General features: G+C 34.3%; 11 protein-coding genes. All 11 read right to left on the bottom strand.

From position 1 onward, the window contains the following. Positions 1-6: 6 nt before the first annotated feature. The 11 genes from KO515_RS08540 to KO515_RS08490 all read right to left on the bottom strand — a co-directional run bounded on the left by KO515_RS08540 (position 7) and on the right by KO515_RS08490 (position 17,074). Complete coding sequence (locus tag KO515_RS08540) at positions 7-1,785, bottom strand: efflux RND transporter periplasmic adaptor subunit (protein WP_215935956.1); 1,779 nt, start codon at positions 1,783-1,785, stop codon at positions 7-9. Next, positions 1,775-2,257 (bottom strand): DUF305 domain-containing protein, encoded by a 483-nt coding sequence (locus KO515_RS08535; RefSeq protein WP_215935955.1) that lies wholly within the window; start codon positions 2,255-2,257, stop codon positions 1,775-1,777. Before KO515_RS08535 ends, KO515_RS08540 begins: the two co-directional genes overlap by 11 nt. An 11-nt stretch (positions 2,258-2,268) precedes the next feature. Further along, complete coding sequence (locus tag KO515_RS08530) at positions 2,269-3,000, bottom strand: heavy metal translocating P-type ATPase (protein WP_215935954.1); 732 nt, start codon at positions 2,998-3,000, stop codon at positions 2,269-2,271. Further along, positions 3,000-4,238: a TolC family protein gene (locus tag KO515_RS08525; RefSeq protein WP_215935953.1), complete on the bottom strand. Its 1,239-nt coding sequence runs from the start codon at positions 4,236-4,238 to the stop codon at positions 3,000-3,002. Before KO515_RS08525 ends, KO515_RS08530 begins: the two co-directional genes overlap by 1 nt. Further along, positions 4,235-7,936 (bottom strand): efflux RND transporter permease subunit, encoded by a 3,702-nt coding sequence (locus tag KO515_RS08520; protein ID WP_215935952.1) that lies wholly within the window; start codon positions 7,934-7,936, stop codon positions 4,235-4,237. Before KO515_RS08520 ends, KO515_RS08525 begins: the two co-directional genes overlap by 4 nt. A 324-nt stretch (positions 7,937-8,260) precedes the next feature. Next, on the bottom strand, positions 8,261-8,674 hold the full coding sequence (locus tag KO515_RS08515) for an HYC_CC_PP family protein (protein WP_252723595.1): 414 nt from the start codon (positions 8,672-8,674) through the stop codon (positions 8,261-8,263). Between the two features lie 71 nt (positions 8,675-8,745). Further along, entirely contained in the window at positions 8,746-10,698 is a 1,953-nt protein-coding gene (locus tag KO515_RS08510) for a heavy metal translocating P-type ATPase (RefSeq protein WP_215935951.1), read from the bottom strand. Next, positions 10,695-11,057 (bottom strand): DUF3703 domain-containing protein, encoded by a 363-nt coding sequence (locus KO515_RS08505; protein ID WP_215935950.1) that lies wholly within the window; start codon positions 11,055-11,057, stop codon positions 10,695-10,697. Before KO515_RS08505 ends, KO515_RS08510 begins: the two co-directional genes overlap by 4 nt. Positions 11,058-11,113: 56 nt before the next feature. Continuing rightward, positions 11,114-11,527, bottom strand: a complete 414-nt coding sequence (locus KO515_RS08500; protein WP_013622780.1) for a Fur family transcriptional regulator — start codon at positions 11,525-11,527, stop codon at positions 11,114-11,116. Positions 11,528-11,529: 2 nt separating this feature from the next. Then, on the bottom strand, positions 11,530-12,735 hold the full coding sequence (locus KO515_RS08495; protein WP_013622779.1) for an efflux RND transporter periplasmic adaptor subunit: 1,206 nt from the start codon (positions 12,733-12,735) through the stop codon (positions 11,530-11,532). Positions 12,736-12,739: 4 nt separating this feature from the next. Next, entirely contained in the window at positions 12,740-17,074 is a 4,335-nt protein-coding gene (locus KO515_RS08490) for a CusA/CzcA family heavy metal efflux RND transporter (RefSeq protein ID WP_215935949.1), read from the bottom strand. Positions 17,075-17,185: the final 111 nt, after the last annotated feature.

Below are 17,185 nucleotides of genomic sequence, written 5' to 3'. Positions count from 1 at the left end.
GATTTTTTATTCTATTACTTGTTTTACTTCACCACAGGTTAGCATTGCTTCGCCAAAGTATGGATTGATTACTTTTTCTTCTTTACTCAACCAATATGCACCATTGTTGTTATCTGACATTGGACAAAATTCTACATAGACCTTTTCATTGACACCAAATAGTTGAACAGCATTGATTAGATGTGATGATAAATGTTTAAAATGGTCTCTTTGTGATTTTATATCGGATGTTTCAGAAATTGAGGTTGCAGAAGATTTTATTTCGCCTTCTAATGACATCCAATGGTTATGCGCCTTATTATCTGACAACAATTTCATATCTACTTTGTTCAATTTATTTAATAAAGTTGTTGCGTTTGCTGAAGTACTTTTTGAATCTTCTTTTACTAAAGCATCTTTTAAATTGATATACGCATTGAAAACAGCTTTTAACTGCTCTTGAAATTTCGCTGACACTTTCAAACGCTCATTCATATTAGTGTGGTCACTTTCTTTGTTAGATGCATTGTTATCCATACCTAAATGACCTTCGTGTCCCGTCATTACTTTACCACCTTCTTTATTCATCATAGACTTTTTGCCTTGTAATTGTGCAGCTGCATCAACCGTAAATGTTCCGTTAGTCACTATTTCATTTCCAGCAAATATACCTTCTACAACTTCATATTCATTACCAATTTGATTGCCTAATTTAATTTCAACCATTTCAAAAATAGGTTGGTCTGGATTTGTTTTGAGGTACACCACAGAACGTTCACCTGTCCATAACACAGAAGATGTAGGAATTGTCAATAGGTCTTCATTTTTAGCTGTACTGCCTTCAATGTTTGCTGTTACAAACATTCCTGGTTTAAATACATCGTCCTTATTGCTTAAAACAACACGTAAGGTTACAGTTCTTGTTTTGTTGTTTAAAACTGGGTCTATAAAATCTACTTTACCTTTAAACTCTTTATTAGGATAAGCATTGGTTGTTATCATCACTTCCTGTCCTTTTTTAAAGCGGTCAATCTGATTTTCATACACATCAAAATTTCCCCAAACGGTGTTGAGATTGGCAATTTTTAATAAGCGTTGACCTTGTTTAATGTAATCGCCTTGCTCTACCAATTTTTCTGTAACAGTACCCGAAAAGGTTGCATAAACAGGAAAATTTTCTTTCACTTTTCCTGTTTCTTCAATCTGATTGATTTGATTTTCAGAGAGCTTCCATAACTTCAGTTTATTACGGACTGCTTTGTATAAAGCAGGTTGTGATTCTTTTAAAGATGCTGCTGTAATTAATTCTTGTTGTGCTGCATACAATTCGGGTGAATAAATGGTTGCCAATAATTGACCTTTACGAACTTCTTCGCCTGTAAAACTCACATTCAAACGTTCAATTCTTCCAGCGAAATAACTTACCTGTACTGCATTGGCTTCTTCGTTTTCAGCAATTTTACCGGATAATTTGATAGTATTGCCTTCAACATTGCCTTTACCAACAATAGATGTTTGAATATTAGCTAAAGCCATAGCATTTTCGGTCAATTTGAATTGGTCTGCTAATAAACCATCACTTCCACCATCAGCAGGAATTAAATCCATACCACAAATAGGACAATCGCCTGGTTCTGGTTGCATAATTTGTGGATGCATAGAACACGTCCACATTTGATTGGTTGCTGCAACCGCATCGTGATTATGGTCTGTTCCTTCTTTTGATGAGCCACCAAAAAGCAACCAACCCAATAACACACCTACTACGAGTATGCCAATATATATGACTATTTTATTATTTTTCATTCTCTAATCGTTTTATCATTGCTTTCATTTCTTTTATTTCTTTACGTTGTGCTTTTATAATGTCTTCTGCTAATTTCTTAACTTCTGGGTCTTGAATATCTGCTCTTTCACTTGTTAAAATAGCGATAGAATGATGTGGTATCATTGCTTTCATCCAAAGGACATCACCAATAATTGGTGCTTGTGTTCTCACCAACCCTAATGCACCTACAAACAGAATAAAACTACCTGCGAGTATGGCGATATTCTTCTTTTTGTCGTTATACATTTTTCGCATAAAAAACCACATTATTACTGCCATTGTTGAAATTCCTAAACACGTCATATAGAATCGTGTTAAACTAAACCATACGTGGTCTATGGAATAGGTGTTTAAATACATTGTGATGTACATTGCTACAAATGAGCAAGCCAGCATTATAAAGAAGGTTTTGTAGTTTCCTTTGTTTGAGTGTTTTTTTGAATTTTCCATAATTTTTGATTTTAAAAGATTAACATTAAACTTGCCATAACAATCATAATTGCATTCTCTATAAATGTGGCTTCAGTCATAGGTAATTTTAAAGCAGTACCCAAACACGCACATCGAATTGATTTTTTGTCCAATAATGTTTTTGTTACTCCAATAGTTGTTATCCCTAATACTATTAGTGTAATTATTAAGGCTATATTGATTTCAAACCGCATTAAAAACATCAGTCCTAAAGCTGTTTCAATAAAAGGATAAACTTTCCCATAAAAAGGGACACGTTTAGCTAAAGGGTCGTACATACGGAAGGATTCAGGAAAGCCTTTTAAATCTAACATCTTGAAAAAACTAAACACGATGTAAAATAACCCCATAAAGTCGAGCATAAAAGCGCTCCAAGTCCAATTTTTATAATGTAATAATACACTTGCAGTTGCTATATAAAAAATGATAAGCAATAAAGGTTTTAGCTGTTGTAATTTGCTTTTTTCTTCTTCCATAGGCATTGCCGACATACTTGAAGATGCAAACACATTCTTCTCTTTCTTTTCAGATAAAGTATACTTTTCTGGTAATGCTTTTTGTAGTATATCAGTTGAAATATGTTTATTCATTTTCACTTCTGCCTCACCTTTTTCAAGATTAACAGACACCTCTGATACGTGGTCTATTTTACTCAAATATTTCTCGACGGAAGCCTTACAGTTATTGCAAGTCATTCCCGCAATCTTATATGTGTGTTTCATTATTGCTGTGTTAAATAATTAATAATCGTTGATTGAACATAATAAGTTCTAATTGATTCTATTTGGTTCATTTGAAACTTTAGTTGTAGTTCTTGAATATCCAAAACATCATTAAAATCAATCGTTCCTGTTTCATAGCTTTTGATTAAAATATCTTCTGCATCTTTAGCTTGCTGTAGGTTTTTTGTTTGAGTAGCATAACTTATTCTTGCAGAAATGCGTTCATTATTTGCTTTGTCTAAAAGCGTTTCCAATGCATTTAAACGTTCCTGTTTTTGGACCGTAATTTCCTGCTGTTGCAAATCATTTTGTTTGGTCTGTGATTTATATTTCTTATTGAAAATTGGGATAGATACCGAAACCATTGGCATTACAATATCCTTTCCGTTATCGCTGAAATCCATATTTGGTCTTTCAGCAACATTGATATAATCTAATCCAAAACCAATCATTGGACTGCTTTCTTTTTGATTTAATAATTCGGATTGTTCTATGGATTGATAGAGTTTATCATACTTCAACAATTCGGGATGTAATGCTAAATTTTCAGTAGTGATTTCAAAATCTTCTGAAGGTATCATTAGACTATCTACCACATTGACCTCAACATCATTTTCTCGATTCAATAGATTATTGAAGTTAGTTTGTTCTGCTAAAAATTGTTGACTTAACACATCTTTTAATTGTTGCATTTCGTTTTGGCGCATTTGCAATCGCAACACATCTACTGCGGATGCTTTACCAACCTCAACAGAAGTTAATGCCAACGTCTCATAAGTTTCTAATAGTTTAATATTTTCAGTTAAGACCTCTTGCTTTGCTTTGTTGGCGTATAGATTATAATAGGATTGAGATACCGAAGCCATTAGTTTTCGCTTTGCGATAACAATGTCCTCGTATTTAGCATCTGCCAATGAACTCACATAGTTTTCTCTTGATGTAATGGTTCCGAACCACGGTAACATTTGTTTAGCAGATACTTTAAAGCGTTGTGCTCCTGTTCGTGTTTCTGGTTCACTTACAAAGTAACCAACACCAAATTCGGTATTAGGAATGGTATTGACTTCGTTTACTTTTTCAGAAGCTCTTTTGTATTGTAACTCAAACTTTTGAATCTCTGGGTTGTTCGCTACTGCTTCATTGATTAACGTTTCTAATTGCTGTGCATTTACAAAGAGACTCAAGAATAACGAACAAAGAATAAAGACTGTTTTTATGTGTGATTTTATCTGTTTCATTTTACAGTTCTTTTAAGTTGAAATTCGGCTTTCCAGCTATATAATACTGGAACAACAAATAAGGTTATTAAGGCTATAAGCATTCCACCAAAACTTGGTATTGCCATTGGTATCATTATATCGCTTCCTCGTCCTGTAGAGGTTAATACTGGTAATAATGCCAAAATTGTTGTAGCTGTAGTCATTAAACAGGGTCTGATTCGTTTTTCTCCTGCTTCCACTATGGATGCTCTAATTTCCTTTTTATTCTCTGGTGTATTTCTATCGAATGTTTGGGTTAAGTAAGTTGCCATAACCACACCATCATCGGTTGCAATACCAAAGAGTGCAATAAACCCAACCCAAACCGCTACACTTAAGTTGATTGGGTGCATTTGGAATAAATCGCGTAGGTTTTCACCAAAGAAATTGAAGTTTAAAAACCAACCTTGACCATAGAGCCAAATCATTATAAAACCACCTGCAAACGCTACTGCAATACCTGTGAATACCATTAGTGATGTCCCTACAGAACGGAACTGGAAATACAGAATTAAGAAAATGATGGCCAATGCTAACGGTACAACAACCGACAAAGTTTTTTCTGCTCGTAACTGATTTTCATACGTTCCTGTGAATGTATAGTTGATTCCTTTTGGAACTATCAATTCTCCAGAATCTATCTTTTCTTGAATTAAGGCTTGTGCATTTTCTACAACACTTACTTCTGCAAAACCATCCATTTTATCAAATAAGACATAGCCAACTAAAAAGGTATCTTCACTTTTAATTACTTGTGGACCTTGTTCATATTTTATTGTTGCCAATTCGCTTAATGGCACAGGACTGCCTTTTTCAACTGGCACATAAATCTGTTGTAAGTCGGTTGGGTTTGCACGTAATTCTCTTGGGTATCGTATTCGAACACCATATCGCTCTCGACCCTCAACCGTTTGAGTTAATACCATACCACCAACTGCTACTTTTAATACATCTTGAACATCTTGTATCGAAATGCCATAACGTGCAATTTTCTCTCTATCAATATCAATTAACAAATAGGGTTTACCAACAATACGGTCTGCAAAAACAGCTTCTTTTTTAACACCTTCTGCGTCCTTGATGATGTTTTCTAATTGCACACCAAACGCTTCAATCTGCTTTAAGTCTTGACCTTTTACTTTAATTCCCATTGGTGCTCGCATTCCTGTTTGAAGCATTACCAATCGGGTTTCAATAGGTTGTAGTTTTGGTGCAGATGTAACACCTGGCAATTTGGTAACTTTTACAATTTCATTCCAAATATCGTCTGGTGATTGTATTTCTGGTCGCCAATTACGGTAGAATTCGCCATCATCGTCGGGAATGAGTTGTTCTTTTGCATTAAGAGATTGCCACGCTTCACTCTGTTCCGCTCGCAATGACATTCCGTTTTTTAACACATACTCACCATCATCATTGACTTTGTAACGTTGGCGTTGACCATAATCATTCAGCATATATTCTGGTTTGTACTGAATCATATTCTCGTACATTGATAGTGGTGCTGGGTCTAAAGCTGATTCTGTACGACCTGCTTTACCAACTACGGTTTCAATCTCTGGAATACTGGCGACAGCCATATCCAATTGTTGTAAAACCCTTTTATTTTCTTCTACGCCAGAATGAGGCATCGAGGTTGGCATTAGTAGAAATGAGCCTTCATTTAATGAGGGCATAAACTCTTTGCCTGTATTTTTCATAATGAAAAATCCTGCGATGACAATAGCAGTTGGAACAGATAAAAACAATAGTTTGTTATCTAAACACCACCTTAAAATACGTGTGTAGTATTTTATAAATAATGAGAAAATACCTAATAAACAAAAGCAAATAACACTAACAAAAATGAGATTCCAAAAAATGCTTTTATCAACGCCTAATGGTCTCCAGTATTCGGCTAACAAGAACACAATAGCTGATACGGAAATAATAATATTGATAAGATTAGCTTGTTTCTCTGTTATCTTATTTTGAAGATTGAGAAGTGCTGTAATTCCAAACGCTATCAAAATCAATCCTAACCAATACCCATAAATTATGGCAGCGATTCCTAATGCTATTAAGACACCATTTAAAACATATTTAAAAATGTTTTTAATGTTTTTCTTTCTGAATAAAAATGCAGCAAACGGTGGAATTAAAAATAACGCCACGATTATAGAAGCTGTTAGTGCAAAAGTCTTTGTGAAGGCTAATGGTCTGAATAGTTTTCCTTCCGCTCCAATCATAGTAAATACAGGAATGAAACTGATAATCGTAGTCATTACTGCGGTTACGATTGCACCAGACACTTCAGCTGTTGCGTTATAAACTACCGTATTAATGGATTGAGTTCCATCATCTTCATCTAAATGCCGAATAATATTTTCTGATAGTATGACACCAACATCGACCATTGTTCCGATAGCAATAGCAATACCTGATAAAGCAACAATGTTGGCATCTACACCAAAGAGTTTCATTGCAATAAATACCATTAAAACTGCTACTGGTAATAGTCCAGAAATTAGTACGGAAGCTCGAAGATTAAACACCATAATAATTATTACTAAAATGGTAATCAATATTTCAAGAGTTAAGGCTTCGTTAAGTGTGCCTAATGTTTCTTGTATCAATTCTGTTCTATCGTAAAAAGGCACTATGGTTACTTGTGAGGTTCTACCATCCGATAATACTTTTGAAGGTAATCCTGCACTTAATTCATTAATTTTTTCCTTTACGTTATTGATGACTTCCATTGGGTTTGCGCCATAACGAGCCACCACAACAGCACCAACAACCTCTGCACCTTCTTTATCTAATAATCCACGTCTTGTTGCAGGACCTAATGAAACTTTACCAATATCCTTTATCCTAATTGAAGTATAATCTCCTGAAGTGACTACTGCATTTTCGATGTCTGAAATGGATTTCACATAACCCAAACCACGAACTAAATATTCGGCTTGGTTAATTTCCAATGTTTGTGCACCAATGTCTTTATTGCTTTCCTTAACTGCTTTTACAACTTGGTTTAAACCAATGTCGTATTGACGCATCAATTCTGGATTCACGTCCACTTGATATTCCTGAACATAGCCACCAATAGAAGCAACCTCTGAAACACCACTTGCAGAGGACAACGCATACTTTACATAGTAATCCTGAATACTGCGTAACTCTTGCAAATCCCAACCACCAGTTACATTTCCGTTGTCGTCACGACCTTCAAGCGTGTACCAAAATATTTGTCCTAATCCTGTAGCATCTGGACCCAATGCAGGATTAACACCTTCGGGTAATAAACCACTTGGTAAGGAATTAAGTTTTTCGAGAATACGACTTCTACTCCAGTAAAATTCGATGTCTTCTTCAAAAATGATATAGATACTTGAAAAGCCGAACATAGAGGAACTACGAATGGTTTTTACACCTGGAATACCGAGTAAAGATGTTGTGAGTGGATAGGTGATTTGGTCTTCTATATCTTGTGGTGAGCGACCATCCCATTTAGTAAATACTATTTGTTGGTTTTCACCTATATCTGGAATGGCATCTACAGCAACTGGGTTACTTGGTAAAAATCCTGTATCCCAATTAAAAGGTGCATTTACTGTTCCCCATCCTACGAAAAGGACGAGAAGTAGTACTGCAACGAGTTTATTCTCGATGAGAAATTTGATTGCTTTATTAAGCATAAAATTTGATTATTAAACAGTTAGACATTGGTAGAATACCTGATAAACTTCAAAATAATCGATTGAATTAGTTTACTCACATCTATTCTATAGCATAAATAGGTGTTCGTGATGTGCTTCGCAGTTCTATTTCCTTTATATTTCAATATAAAATAGAACCGTAACTTTGGCTATGCTTATATTTTCTATTTCATCTAAAGAAAATATAATTCAAATTCACTATCAATCATTTTAAAATTCATTCGGTATTAAGAAAACACCGAATACAGCAAATTATCCTTACAACATTGCTGTCATAGGATAAAAGAGTCTATTGTTTAAAAATCAAATTAAATAAGTCTCGTCAATCTTGAAGATTTGCTTTATGACGAGTGGTGGTTCGTATTCTTCAAAAGAAGATACATTGTTATCTAAACCTTCAAAAAGGTTAATGTAAGTGTAAACAAATGAAGCGATGAATACCTGTTGCTCAAATGAGATTTTGTCAACTTGCAATTGCAATTCGTCTTGACCTTCAATTGCTAATTGTTCATCATCACAACAATTTTTCTTGGTAATAGAACATCCTTCGGTTGAAGGCTTTTCCATTTCCATTCCGCACCCTTTGGCTTTTTGAAAGATAGCAGTTTCTACTAACGTATCTCCACAATAATGCATATTCAAAGTAAATGACATTGTAGAGAATAACACTACAAAAGCCATTGTTAAAGACATTATTTTATGGAAAAATTGCTTCATATTGATTGCGAAGTTACGAAATTTTAACAACTATTGATTTTGTTTAACAGAAGTTTAATTGACTAATCTGCTTAATCCCAAGTCATTTTCTGCAAGCGAACCGCATTTAATATTGCTAAAAGTGCAACACCAACATCTGCAAAAACTGCTTCCCACATTGTTGCCAAACCTCCTGCTCCTAAAATCAATACAATTACTTTGACACCAAATGCCAAAATAATATTTTGCCAAACAATTTTTCTTGTGGAACGACTTATTTTAATCGCCTTTACCACTTTTGAAGGTTGGTCTGTTTGAATAATAACATCTGCTGTTTCAATAGCTACATCACTTCCTAAACCACCCATTGCGATCCCTACATCACTTGCTGCTAAAACTGGTGCGTCATTAATACCATCACCTATAAAAGCTATTTTGTTTTCTGGATTTTTCTTTAAAATTTCAACTTCGTTTAATTTATCTTCTGGTAATAATCCACCTTTAGCATTTTCGATGTTCAACTCTTTAGCGACTTGTTGCGTAATGGAATCTTTATCACCGGAAAGCATCATAATATTTTTAATGCCTACTTTGTGTAATGCTGTAATAGTTTCTTTTGCATCTTCCTTTAATTCATCTGCTATGACTACATAACCTGCAAATTGATTATCGATTGCAACTAATACTATCGATTCTACAATAGGTTCCGTTTCAGATGGAACATCAATATTATTGACAGTCATTAAGGCTTTATTTCCTACTAAAACTGTTTTACCATTAACAACGCCTTTTAAACCTTTACCTGCAATTTCAGACACTTCAGTAGCTTCAAAATCTTCTCCTTCTGCTTTGTACTCTAAAATGGCTTTAGCAATTGGATGCGTGGATTGTTCTTCCATCGCCATTAAATATTGCATAAATTCGGTTTCATTCCAACCGATTGCTTTTACTTCTTTGATTTTAAAAACACCTTTGGTAACTGTTCCTGTTTTGTCCATTACCAAAGTATTTATCTTGGTCATTGCATCTAAAAATGAAGCACCTTTAAATAATATTCCATTTTTGGAAGCTGCTCCCAATCCACCGAAATAACCTAATGGTATTGAAATCACTAACGCACAAGGACAAGATATTACCAAGAATATTAATGCTCTGTATAACCAATCTCTAAATACATAATCATCTACAAAAAAGTAAGGAATGAATGTCACGCCTATAGCCAAGAACACAACGATTGGTGTGTAGATACGAGCAAACTGTCTAATAAATAATTCTGTTTTAGATTTACGTGCTGTAGCATTTTGAACCAAGTCTAATATTCTCGCAATAGAACTATCTTCAAACTTATTGGTTACCTCAACTTCAATAACGCTTTCTAAATTAATACTACCTGCATAAACTTTTTCATCTTTTACGATTGTATCTGGTTTACTCTCACCTGTTAAAGCTGAAGTATTTAATGATGCTTTTGAGGATAACAACTTACCATCTAAAGAAATTTTTTCACCTACTCGAATTTGAATTTTCTCTCCAATATTGACAGCTTCTGGCGACACACTAACATAATCACCATCACGAAATACATTGGCTTCTTTTGGCCTAACATCTAACAAGGCTTTAATATTTCCTTTTGCTCTGTTGACTGCTGCGTTTTGAAATAATTCTCCTACTGCATAAAATAGCATTACTGCAACACCTTCTGGATATTCACCAATTATAAATGCACCAATTGTAGCAATAGACATTAAAAAGAACTCGGTAAAAACATCGCCTTTTATAAGGCTTTTCCATCCTTCTTTAATTACTGGAAATCCAACAGGAATATATGCTAAAGTGTACCAAACTACTCGAATCCATCCTTCAAATTGAGGAATCGCATCAAAATAATCTACAGCGATACCTACAATTAACATAACAAAACTTATGATAGCAGGAATATATGTTTTGAATGCGCTACCATCTCCGTGGTCGTGACCATCATCGTGAGAATTTTGTTCTTCTGAATTTGGTTTTAAATCTCTTAAATTGACTTTCTTTTTTTTCATTTAATATCTAATAATTTTTCAATGTCATTTGGAATAGGCATTCGTTTTAATGATGGCACGTTTGCTCCACCTGTATTACCAAGTGGAACGTGATTAATAAATGATTTCCAGCCACCCACAAGCAACCTAATTATTTGACCTATTACTTCTTTCGTATCTTTTTGTCTATATCCAAACTTTAGCATAAGCCAATGTGAATAGATATGTTCTATAGGATAAGATTGTCCTATTATATGACTACGTTCTAAATGATACCAAGCATCACCAAATTGTTTATTTTCTAAACAGAAACTGTATTGTTTTAATTCTTGGTTATACGCCTGTTTTAGATGTTTAGGTATTTTAGTATTAAACTTCATATCCTCTAATTTTGGATAAATGTACTTTAATAATAAGTGCAATGGAAGTGCAATAATTAGACACTACACTTATCGCAAATACCTTTTACCACCAAATTTACATTCTCTGACACAAAACCATCTGGCACTTTTATTTGAGGTATTTTATGTTCTGTTAAGCAAATGGTTTCATTGCAATTATTACAATGGAAATGTAAGTGCAAATCGGTTTCAATTTCACAATTACATCCCTTTTCACATAATGCATATTTTGTAATCCCTGTACCATCGTCTATTTGATGCACAATAGCCTTTTCTTCAAAGGTTTTAATAGTTCTGTATAAAGTGGTTCTGTCTGCTTTTGAGAAAGCATTTTCAATATCACTTAAAGTAACAGCGACCTCTTTTTCTGCAAGAAACTTATATATAAGCAAACGCATTGCTGTAACACGAATATTTTTTGACTCTAATACTTGTTCTATTGTTTCCATAATTAATGTGCGTGTTCTGCTTCTCCTTTTTTCATTTCTGCGTTAAGATAATAAGCATTGTTATAAGCAAATTTTGTATTACTTTCTATGTTTTCAGTAAATTGAACCGATACCCAATCACCATCTTTAGTGCCTAACACAACTTCGATAGGTTTAAAGCTCCAATCGTCATTTTCTTTTTCTACTGAAAACACATAATATCTTTCGCCTTCTTTTATAATTGCACTTTCTGGTAAAGCTTTTGTTTGGGTATTATCTACTTGAATTTTACCTTGAATATACATACCAGGAATTAAGTTACCTTTTTTGTTTTCTATTTCTGCGTGAACGTGGACTGCTTTTGGGTTGTCCTCAAAGGTTTTGCTTACGGAATAGATTTCTGCGATAAGCTCTGCATCTGGTATGGATTGTACCGTAAAGTTAACTTTCTGACCTTTCTGTACTTTATAAACATCTTTTTCAAAAACCATTAAATCGGCGTGAACGTGATGCGTATTTACAATTTCAAATAATTCGGTTTGTGGCTCTACATATTGACCTGTTTTTACTTCAACTTTTTGCACAAAACCTTCTATTGGACTTCGCAATGCTATGCGCTGTGCAATTGTTCCATTGCGAACTGATGTAGTGTTAACGTTGAGTATTCTTAATTGCGCTTCTAAACCATTAACCATTGCTTTTGATGCTTGATATTCTGCTTCTGCTTTCTGGAAATTAGCACCAGAACCAACACCAGCATCGTATAATTTTTGTTGACGTTCATAATTTTTCTTTGCAAGCTCGCTATTGCTATAAGCGTTTAAATAATCCGTTTGCGCTTGTATGATATTTGGGTGCGATAGATAAGCCACAACTTGACCTTTATTAACCTTATCACCTTCAATCACTTCAATTGAAACGACATTTGCACCAACAACAGTAGTAATAGCTGCTTCGTTTTGTGGTGGTACTTCTAACGTTCCGTTTGCTTCTACATAGCCGCTCATATTACGTAATGCTAACGTATCTATTTTCATTTTCAATGCATCGAATTGCTGTTGTGAAAGCATTACTTCGTCTTCATCGTGATGCTCTTCGTTAACTTCTGTTTTTTCTTCCTCATCGTGGGAATGACCATCATTCTCGTTATGATTTTCTTTATTTCCGCAAGCTGAAACAAATATGGCTAACACCATTACGGTAAGGATTTTATATATTTTGTTTTTCATTGTCTTATTTATTAAAATATTGTAATTGAAATGTGCTTTCTAAATAGTTTACTAATGCAGTCTGTGCTTCCAGTTCCGATTGAATTGCTTCTTTTATCAACTGCGTAAATGCAGTATAATCAATTTCGCCTTCTCTATATGCCAGTAATGCACCTGTTTTTTGCTCTTTTGTTAATGGTAAAACTTGGTCTTTGTAAAACTCCCAAGATGTTTTCCATTTCATATAATTTTCTTTAGCCTGAACAAACCTTGATTGTACTTCCTGTTTTTTGAACGCTACATTGGTTTCCGCTATTTCTTTATCAATTCTGGCACTTCTAACTTGTGCTTTGCTAGAACCTGATAAAAACGGAATTGAAATTCCTGCTTGATAGGTGTAAAATCCTGAATTGCCATTTACTTTTTGTAAACCACCTTGAAGATTGAACTTTGGCAAATTATCTGCTTTTGCAGCTTTATATTTAGCTTCCGCTTCATCTACAATGTTCTGCGACATACTGTACAATGGATGACTTTCAATACTGAATGTTTCCATATCAATATCTATCGCTACCTCAAATTCATCTGAAACTGTAAAAATTTCTTCTGATACCAACCACAAATTGAATTGCTGTAAGGCAATAAGATAATTACTATAGGCTTGCGCTTTTTTATTCTGAATTTGAAACGCTTGATTTTTTGCTGCCGAATATTCTAATTTAGAAATAGCTTCGACTTCATAATTTAAAGCTACTGCTTGCTCGAATTTGGAATAAATGGAATCCAATTCCTTATACAAATCATAGTTTTGTTTCATTTGATAGCAATTAGACCAAGCTTTTTTAACTTCCAATTCTAATTCCAACTCGGAAAGTTGAAAGGCTTTTTGTGCCAATTGAATGCGTTGTTCTTGTAGCTTCTTTTTAGAACCAATGCCAAATACATCGATATTTGATTGACCAATACCAATGGTTGTATAGATGCCATTTCCATTATCAATTTCTTCTCCACCTGTAAAAATTTGAGTCGTTCCGAAATCATAGGCAGTCGATTTTAATTGTTCTTGTTTTGTAATTTCCAACTGCTTTTGCTTCAATAATGGATAATTACTTTTTGCGAGTTTAACAGCTTCCTGTAATGAAATTTCGGGAATTGTATCATTCAACTCTTGTGCATTACTTTGTGGTGAAAAGCCAAATAGTAATAATACAACTGCTGTTGCTGTTACTAACTTTTTATTTGGCTTAAACGTAAAAGATTTGTTTTCTACCCAATGATATAAAATTGGTAAAACAAATAAGGTAAGCAAAGTTGAAGTTAATAATCCACCAATAACAACCGTTGCCAATGGACGTTGTACTTCTGCACCAGCTGATGATGAAATAGCCATTGGTAGAAAGCCTAATACATCTGTAAAAGCAGTTAGCATAATAGGTCTGATTCTTCGTTTAGTACCTTCAACTATTCTATCCTTTAGATTGGTTACACCTTCTTCTTTTAATTCGTTGAGTCCGCTTATCATTACCAAACCATTTAAAACTGCAACACCAAACAGCACAATAAAACCAACACCTGCCGAAATACTAAATGGCATATCACGTAACCACAACGCCACAACACCACCAATAGTTGCCATTGGAATAGCTATGTAAATCATTAAGGTCTGTGGTAAAGATTTTAATGCAAAATATATTAGTATAAATATGAGTAACAATGCAATAGGCACAACGGTTTGTAATCGGTTGCTGGCACGTTCTAAATTTTCAAATGCACCACCATAACGAATAAAATAACCTGATGGTAATTCTAATTGTGCATCTAATTTTGATTTAATTTCAGTTACTAACGATTTTACATCACGTCCTCTAACATTAACACCTACATAGGTTCTTCTATTGGTATTATCTCTACTGATTTGCATTGGTCCTGCTTTATAGCTTACATCTGCAATTTCACGTAAAGGAATTTGAGCACCCGAAGGTAAATTGATATACAGGTTTTGAACATCTGAAATATCCTTACGGTTTTGATCGCTTAATCGTACTACTAAATCGAAGCGTTTTTCACCTTCAAAAATTACACCTGCTGTACCACCTGCAAATGCAGATTGTACGGTTTGATTAAGCGTATTTATTTGAAGACCATATTGCGCCAATTTATTCCTGTTGTAATTGATTGTCATTTGTGGCAAACCTATTGTGGCTTCCGCTTTCATATCACCAATACCTTCAGTACCTGCGATAATTTTAGATATTTCTTCGGCTTTTTGAGATAGAATATCAATGTCTTCACCATAAAGTTTTATAGCAATATCTTCACGAACACCTTCTAATAACTCGTTAAAACGCATTTCAATAGGTTGTGTAAACTCATAATTAACACCAGGAACCATTTCAACTGCTTCTTTCATTGCTTCAATCAATTCATCTTTTGATTCTATAGTAGTCCATTCACTTTTAGGTTTCAGAATTACAAAAACATCGGCAATATCCATAGGCATCGGGTCGGTTGGAATTTCGGCAACACCAATACGACTCACAATTTTATCAACTTCTGGAAATTTTGCTTTTACTATTTGTTCTATTTTGGTAGTAGTTTCAATAGTTTCTGTAAGTGAACTACCTGGTTTTAAAATAGCGTGAAATGCAATATCACCTTCATCGAGTTGCGGAATGAACTCGCCACCCATTCTTGAAAACATAAAAACGGTTATTCCGAACAACACAACTGCAATACCAATTACCCATTTCCCTTTTCGCAAGGCTCTAACCAATAAAGGTTGGTATTTATCTTCAACCCAATGCACAAATCTATCTCCATAAGATTTTTTATCGTTTTTAGGTGCTCTTAATATTAAAGCTGACATCATTGGCACATAGGTTAAACAAAGTACCATTGCACCAATCATAGCAAAAATAAAGGTCAAAGCCATTGGTTTAAACATCTTTCCTTCAATACCTTGTAAGGCTAAAATGGGTAGAAAAACGATAAGGATAATCAACTGACCGAAGAAGGCAGCATTCATCATCTTTTTTGAAGCATTAGAAGCAACTTTATCTCTTTCTTTAGATGTAAGTTGTTTCTTTTTCAAAACTTGTGATGCTATAAGAAAAACAGTGCTTTCAACAATAATTACAGCACCATCTACAATGATTCCGAAATCAATTGCTCCTAAACTCATTAGGTTTACCCAAACATCAAAAACATTCATTAAAATAAAAGCAAATAATAAGGATAATGGAATAGTAGAGGCAACTATTAAACCTCCTCGCCAATTACCTAATAAAAAGACCAACACAAAAATGACGATTAATGCACCTTCAATAAGATTAGTTGTTACTGTAGAAGTTGTTTCGCCAATTAATTTACTTCGGTCTAATAATGGTTCAATAATTACGCCTTCTGGTAACGACTTTTCAATTTGAGTCATTCGCTCTTTTACATTGGCAATAACATCATTGGAATTAGCTCCTTTTAGCATCATTACCAATCCACCTACAACTTCTCCTTCACCATCTTGGGTTAATGCACCGTAACGAATTGCAGAGCCAAATTGTACCGTAGCAATATCGCCAATAGTGACAGGTATATTATTAATATTCTTGACAGTGATTTTTTTAATGTCCTCTAAACTTCTCACCAAGCCTTCACCACGAATAAAATTGGCTTGATGGTTCTTTTCAATATATGCACCTCCTGTATTTTGATTATTGGCTTCAAGTGCATTAAACACATCTGTAATGGTAAGGCCAATAGCATTTAAATCGTTTGGGTCAACCGCTACTTCGTATTGTTTTATTTTTCCACCAATAGCGTTTACTTCTACCACACCAGGAACCATTGCCATTTGACGCTGTACAATCCAGTCTTGCATTGAGCGTAAATCTGCAATGTTGTATTTGTCTTTAAACTCTGGTGCAACTTTTAGTGTGTATTGGTAAATCTCTCCTAAACCTGTTGAAATAGGACCCATTGTAGGTTCGCCAAATCCAGCAGGTATTTGCTCTTTGACTTTGTTTAGTTTTTCGGCTACTAATTGGCGAGGTAGATATGTTCCCATATCATCATCAAATACAATAGTAACCACAGATAAGCCAAAACGAGAAATTGACCTTATTTCCTGAACATCAGGAAGATTGCTCATTGCCACTTCAATTGGATAAGTAACAATTTGCTCAATATCTTCAGTACCTAAATTGGGGGATTGTGTTATAACCTGTACTTGGTTATTGGTAATATCTGGAACAGCATCTATTGGCACTTTGGTCATACTCCAAATACCTGTTCCGATTATGGTAAGTGTAAGCAAACCAATAATGAATTTGTTATTGATTGAAAAATCAATGATTTTATTAATCATAGAAAATGTATTAATTCAGTTAAACTATTCGATACAATTCTGATATAAGAAAATAGAATTACACGAAATGAAATGAACCCTTTAGGCTCAAAATTGGATATAGCTATCCAT

The organism is Winogradskyella psychrotolerans, from assembly GCF_018860545.1.
Taxonomy (GTDB): Bacteria; Bacteroidota; Bacteroidia; order Flavobacteriales; family Flavobacteriaceae; genus Winogradskyella; species Winogradskyella psychrotolerans_A.
This window is presented reverse-complemented; position numbering and strand designations above follow the sequence as displayed.

Excerpts from the sequence above, each read along its gene's own strand:
- KO515_RS08505 (WP_215935950.1), bottom strand. The coding sequence starts at position 11,057 with ATGAAGTTTAATACTAAAATACCTAAACATCTAAAACAGGCGTATAAC.
- KO515_RS08540 (WP_215935956.1), bottom strand. The coding sequence starts at position 1,785 with ATGAAAAATAATAAAATAGTCATATATATTGGCATACTCGTAGTAGGT.
- KO515_RS08495 (WP_013622779.1), bottom strand. The coding sequence starts at position 12,735 with ATGAAAAACAAAATATATAAAATCCTTACCGTAATGGTGTTAGCCATA.
- KO515_RS08520 (WP_215935952.1), bottom strand. The coding sequence starts at position 7,936 with ATGCTTAATAAAGCAATCAAATTTCTCATCGAGAATAAACTCGTTGCA.
- KO515_RS08510 (WP_215935951.1), bottom strand. The coding sequence starts at position 10,698 with ATGAAAAAAAAGAAAGTCAATTTAAGAGATTTAAAACCAAATTCAGAA.
- KO515_RS08525 (WP_215935953.1), bottom strand. The coding sequence starts at position 4,238 with ATGAAACAGATAAAATCACACATAAAAACAGTCTTTATTCTTTGTTCG.
- KO515_RS08535 (WP_215935955.1), bottom strand. The coding sequence starts at position 2,257 with ATGGAAAATTCAAAAAAACACTCAAACAAAGGAAACTACAAAACCTTC.
- KO515_RS08500 (WP_013622780.1), bottom strand. The coding sequence starts at position 11,527 with ATGGAAACAATAGAACAAGTATTAGAGTCAAAAAATATTCGTGTTACA.
- KO515_RS08515 (WP_252723595.1), bottom strand. The coding sequence starts at position 8,674 with ATGAAGCAATTTTTCCATAAAATAATGTCTTTAACAATGGCTTTTGTA.
- KO515_RS08530 (WP_215935954.1), bottom strand. The coding sequence starts at position 3,000 with ATGAAACACACATATAAGATTGCGGGAATGACTTGCAATAACTGTAAG.
- KO515_RS08490 (WP_215935949.1), bottom strand. The coding sequence starts at position 17,074 with ATGATTAATAAAATCATTGATTTTTCAATCAATAACAAATTCATTATT.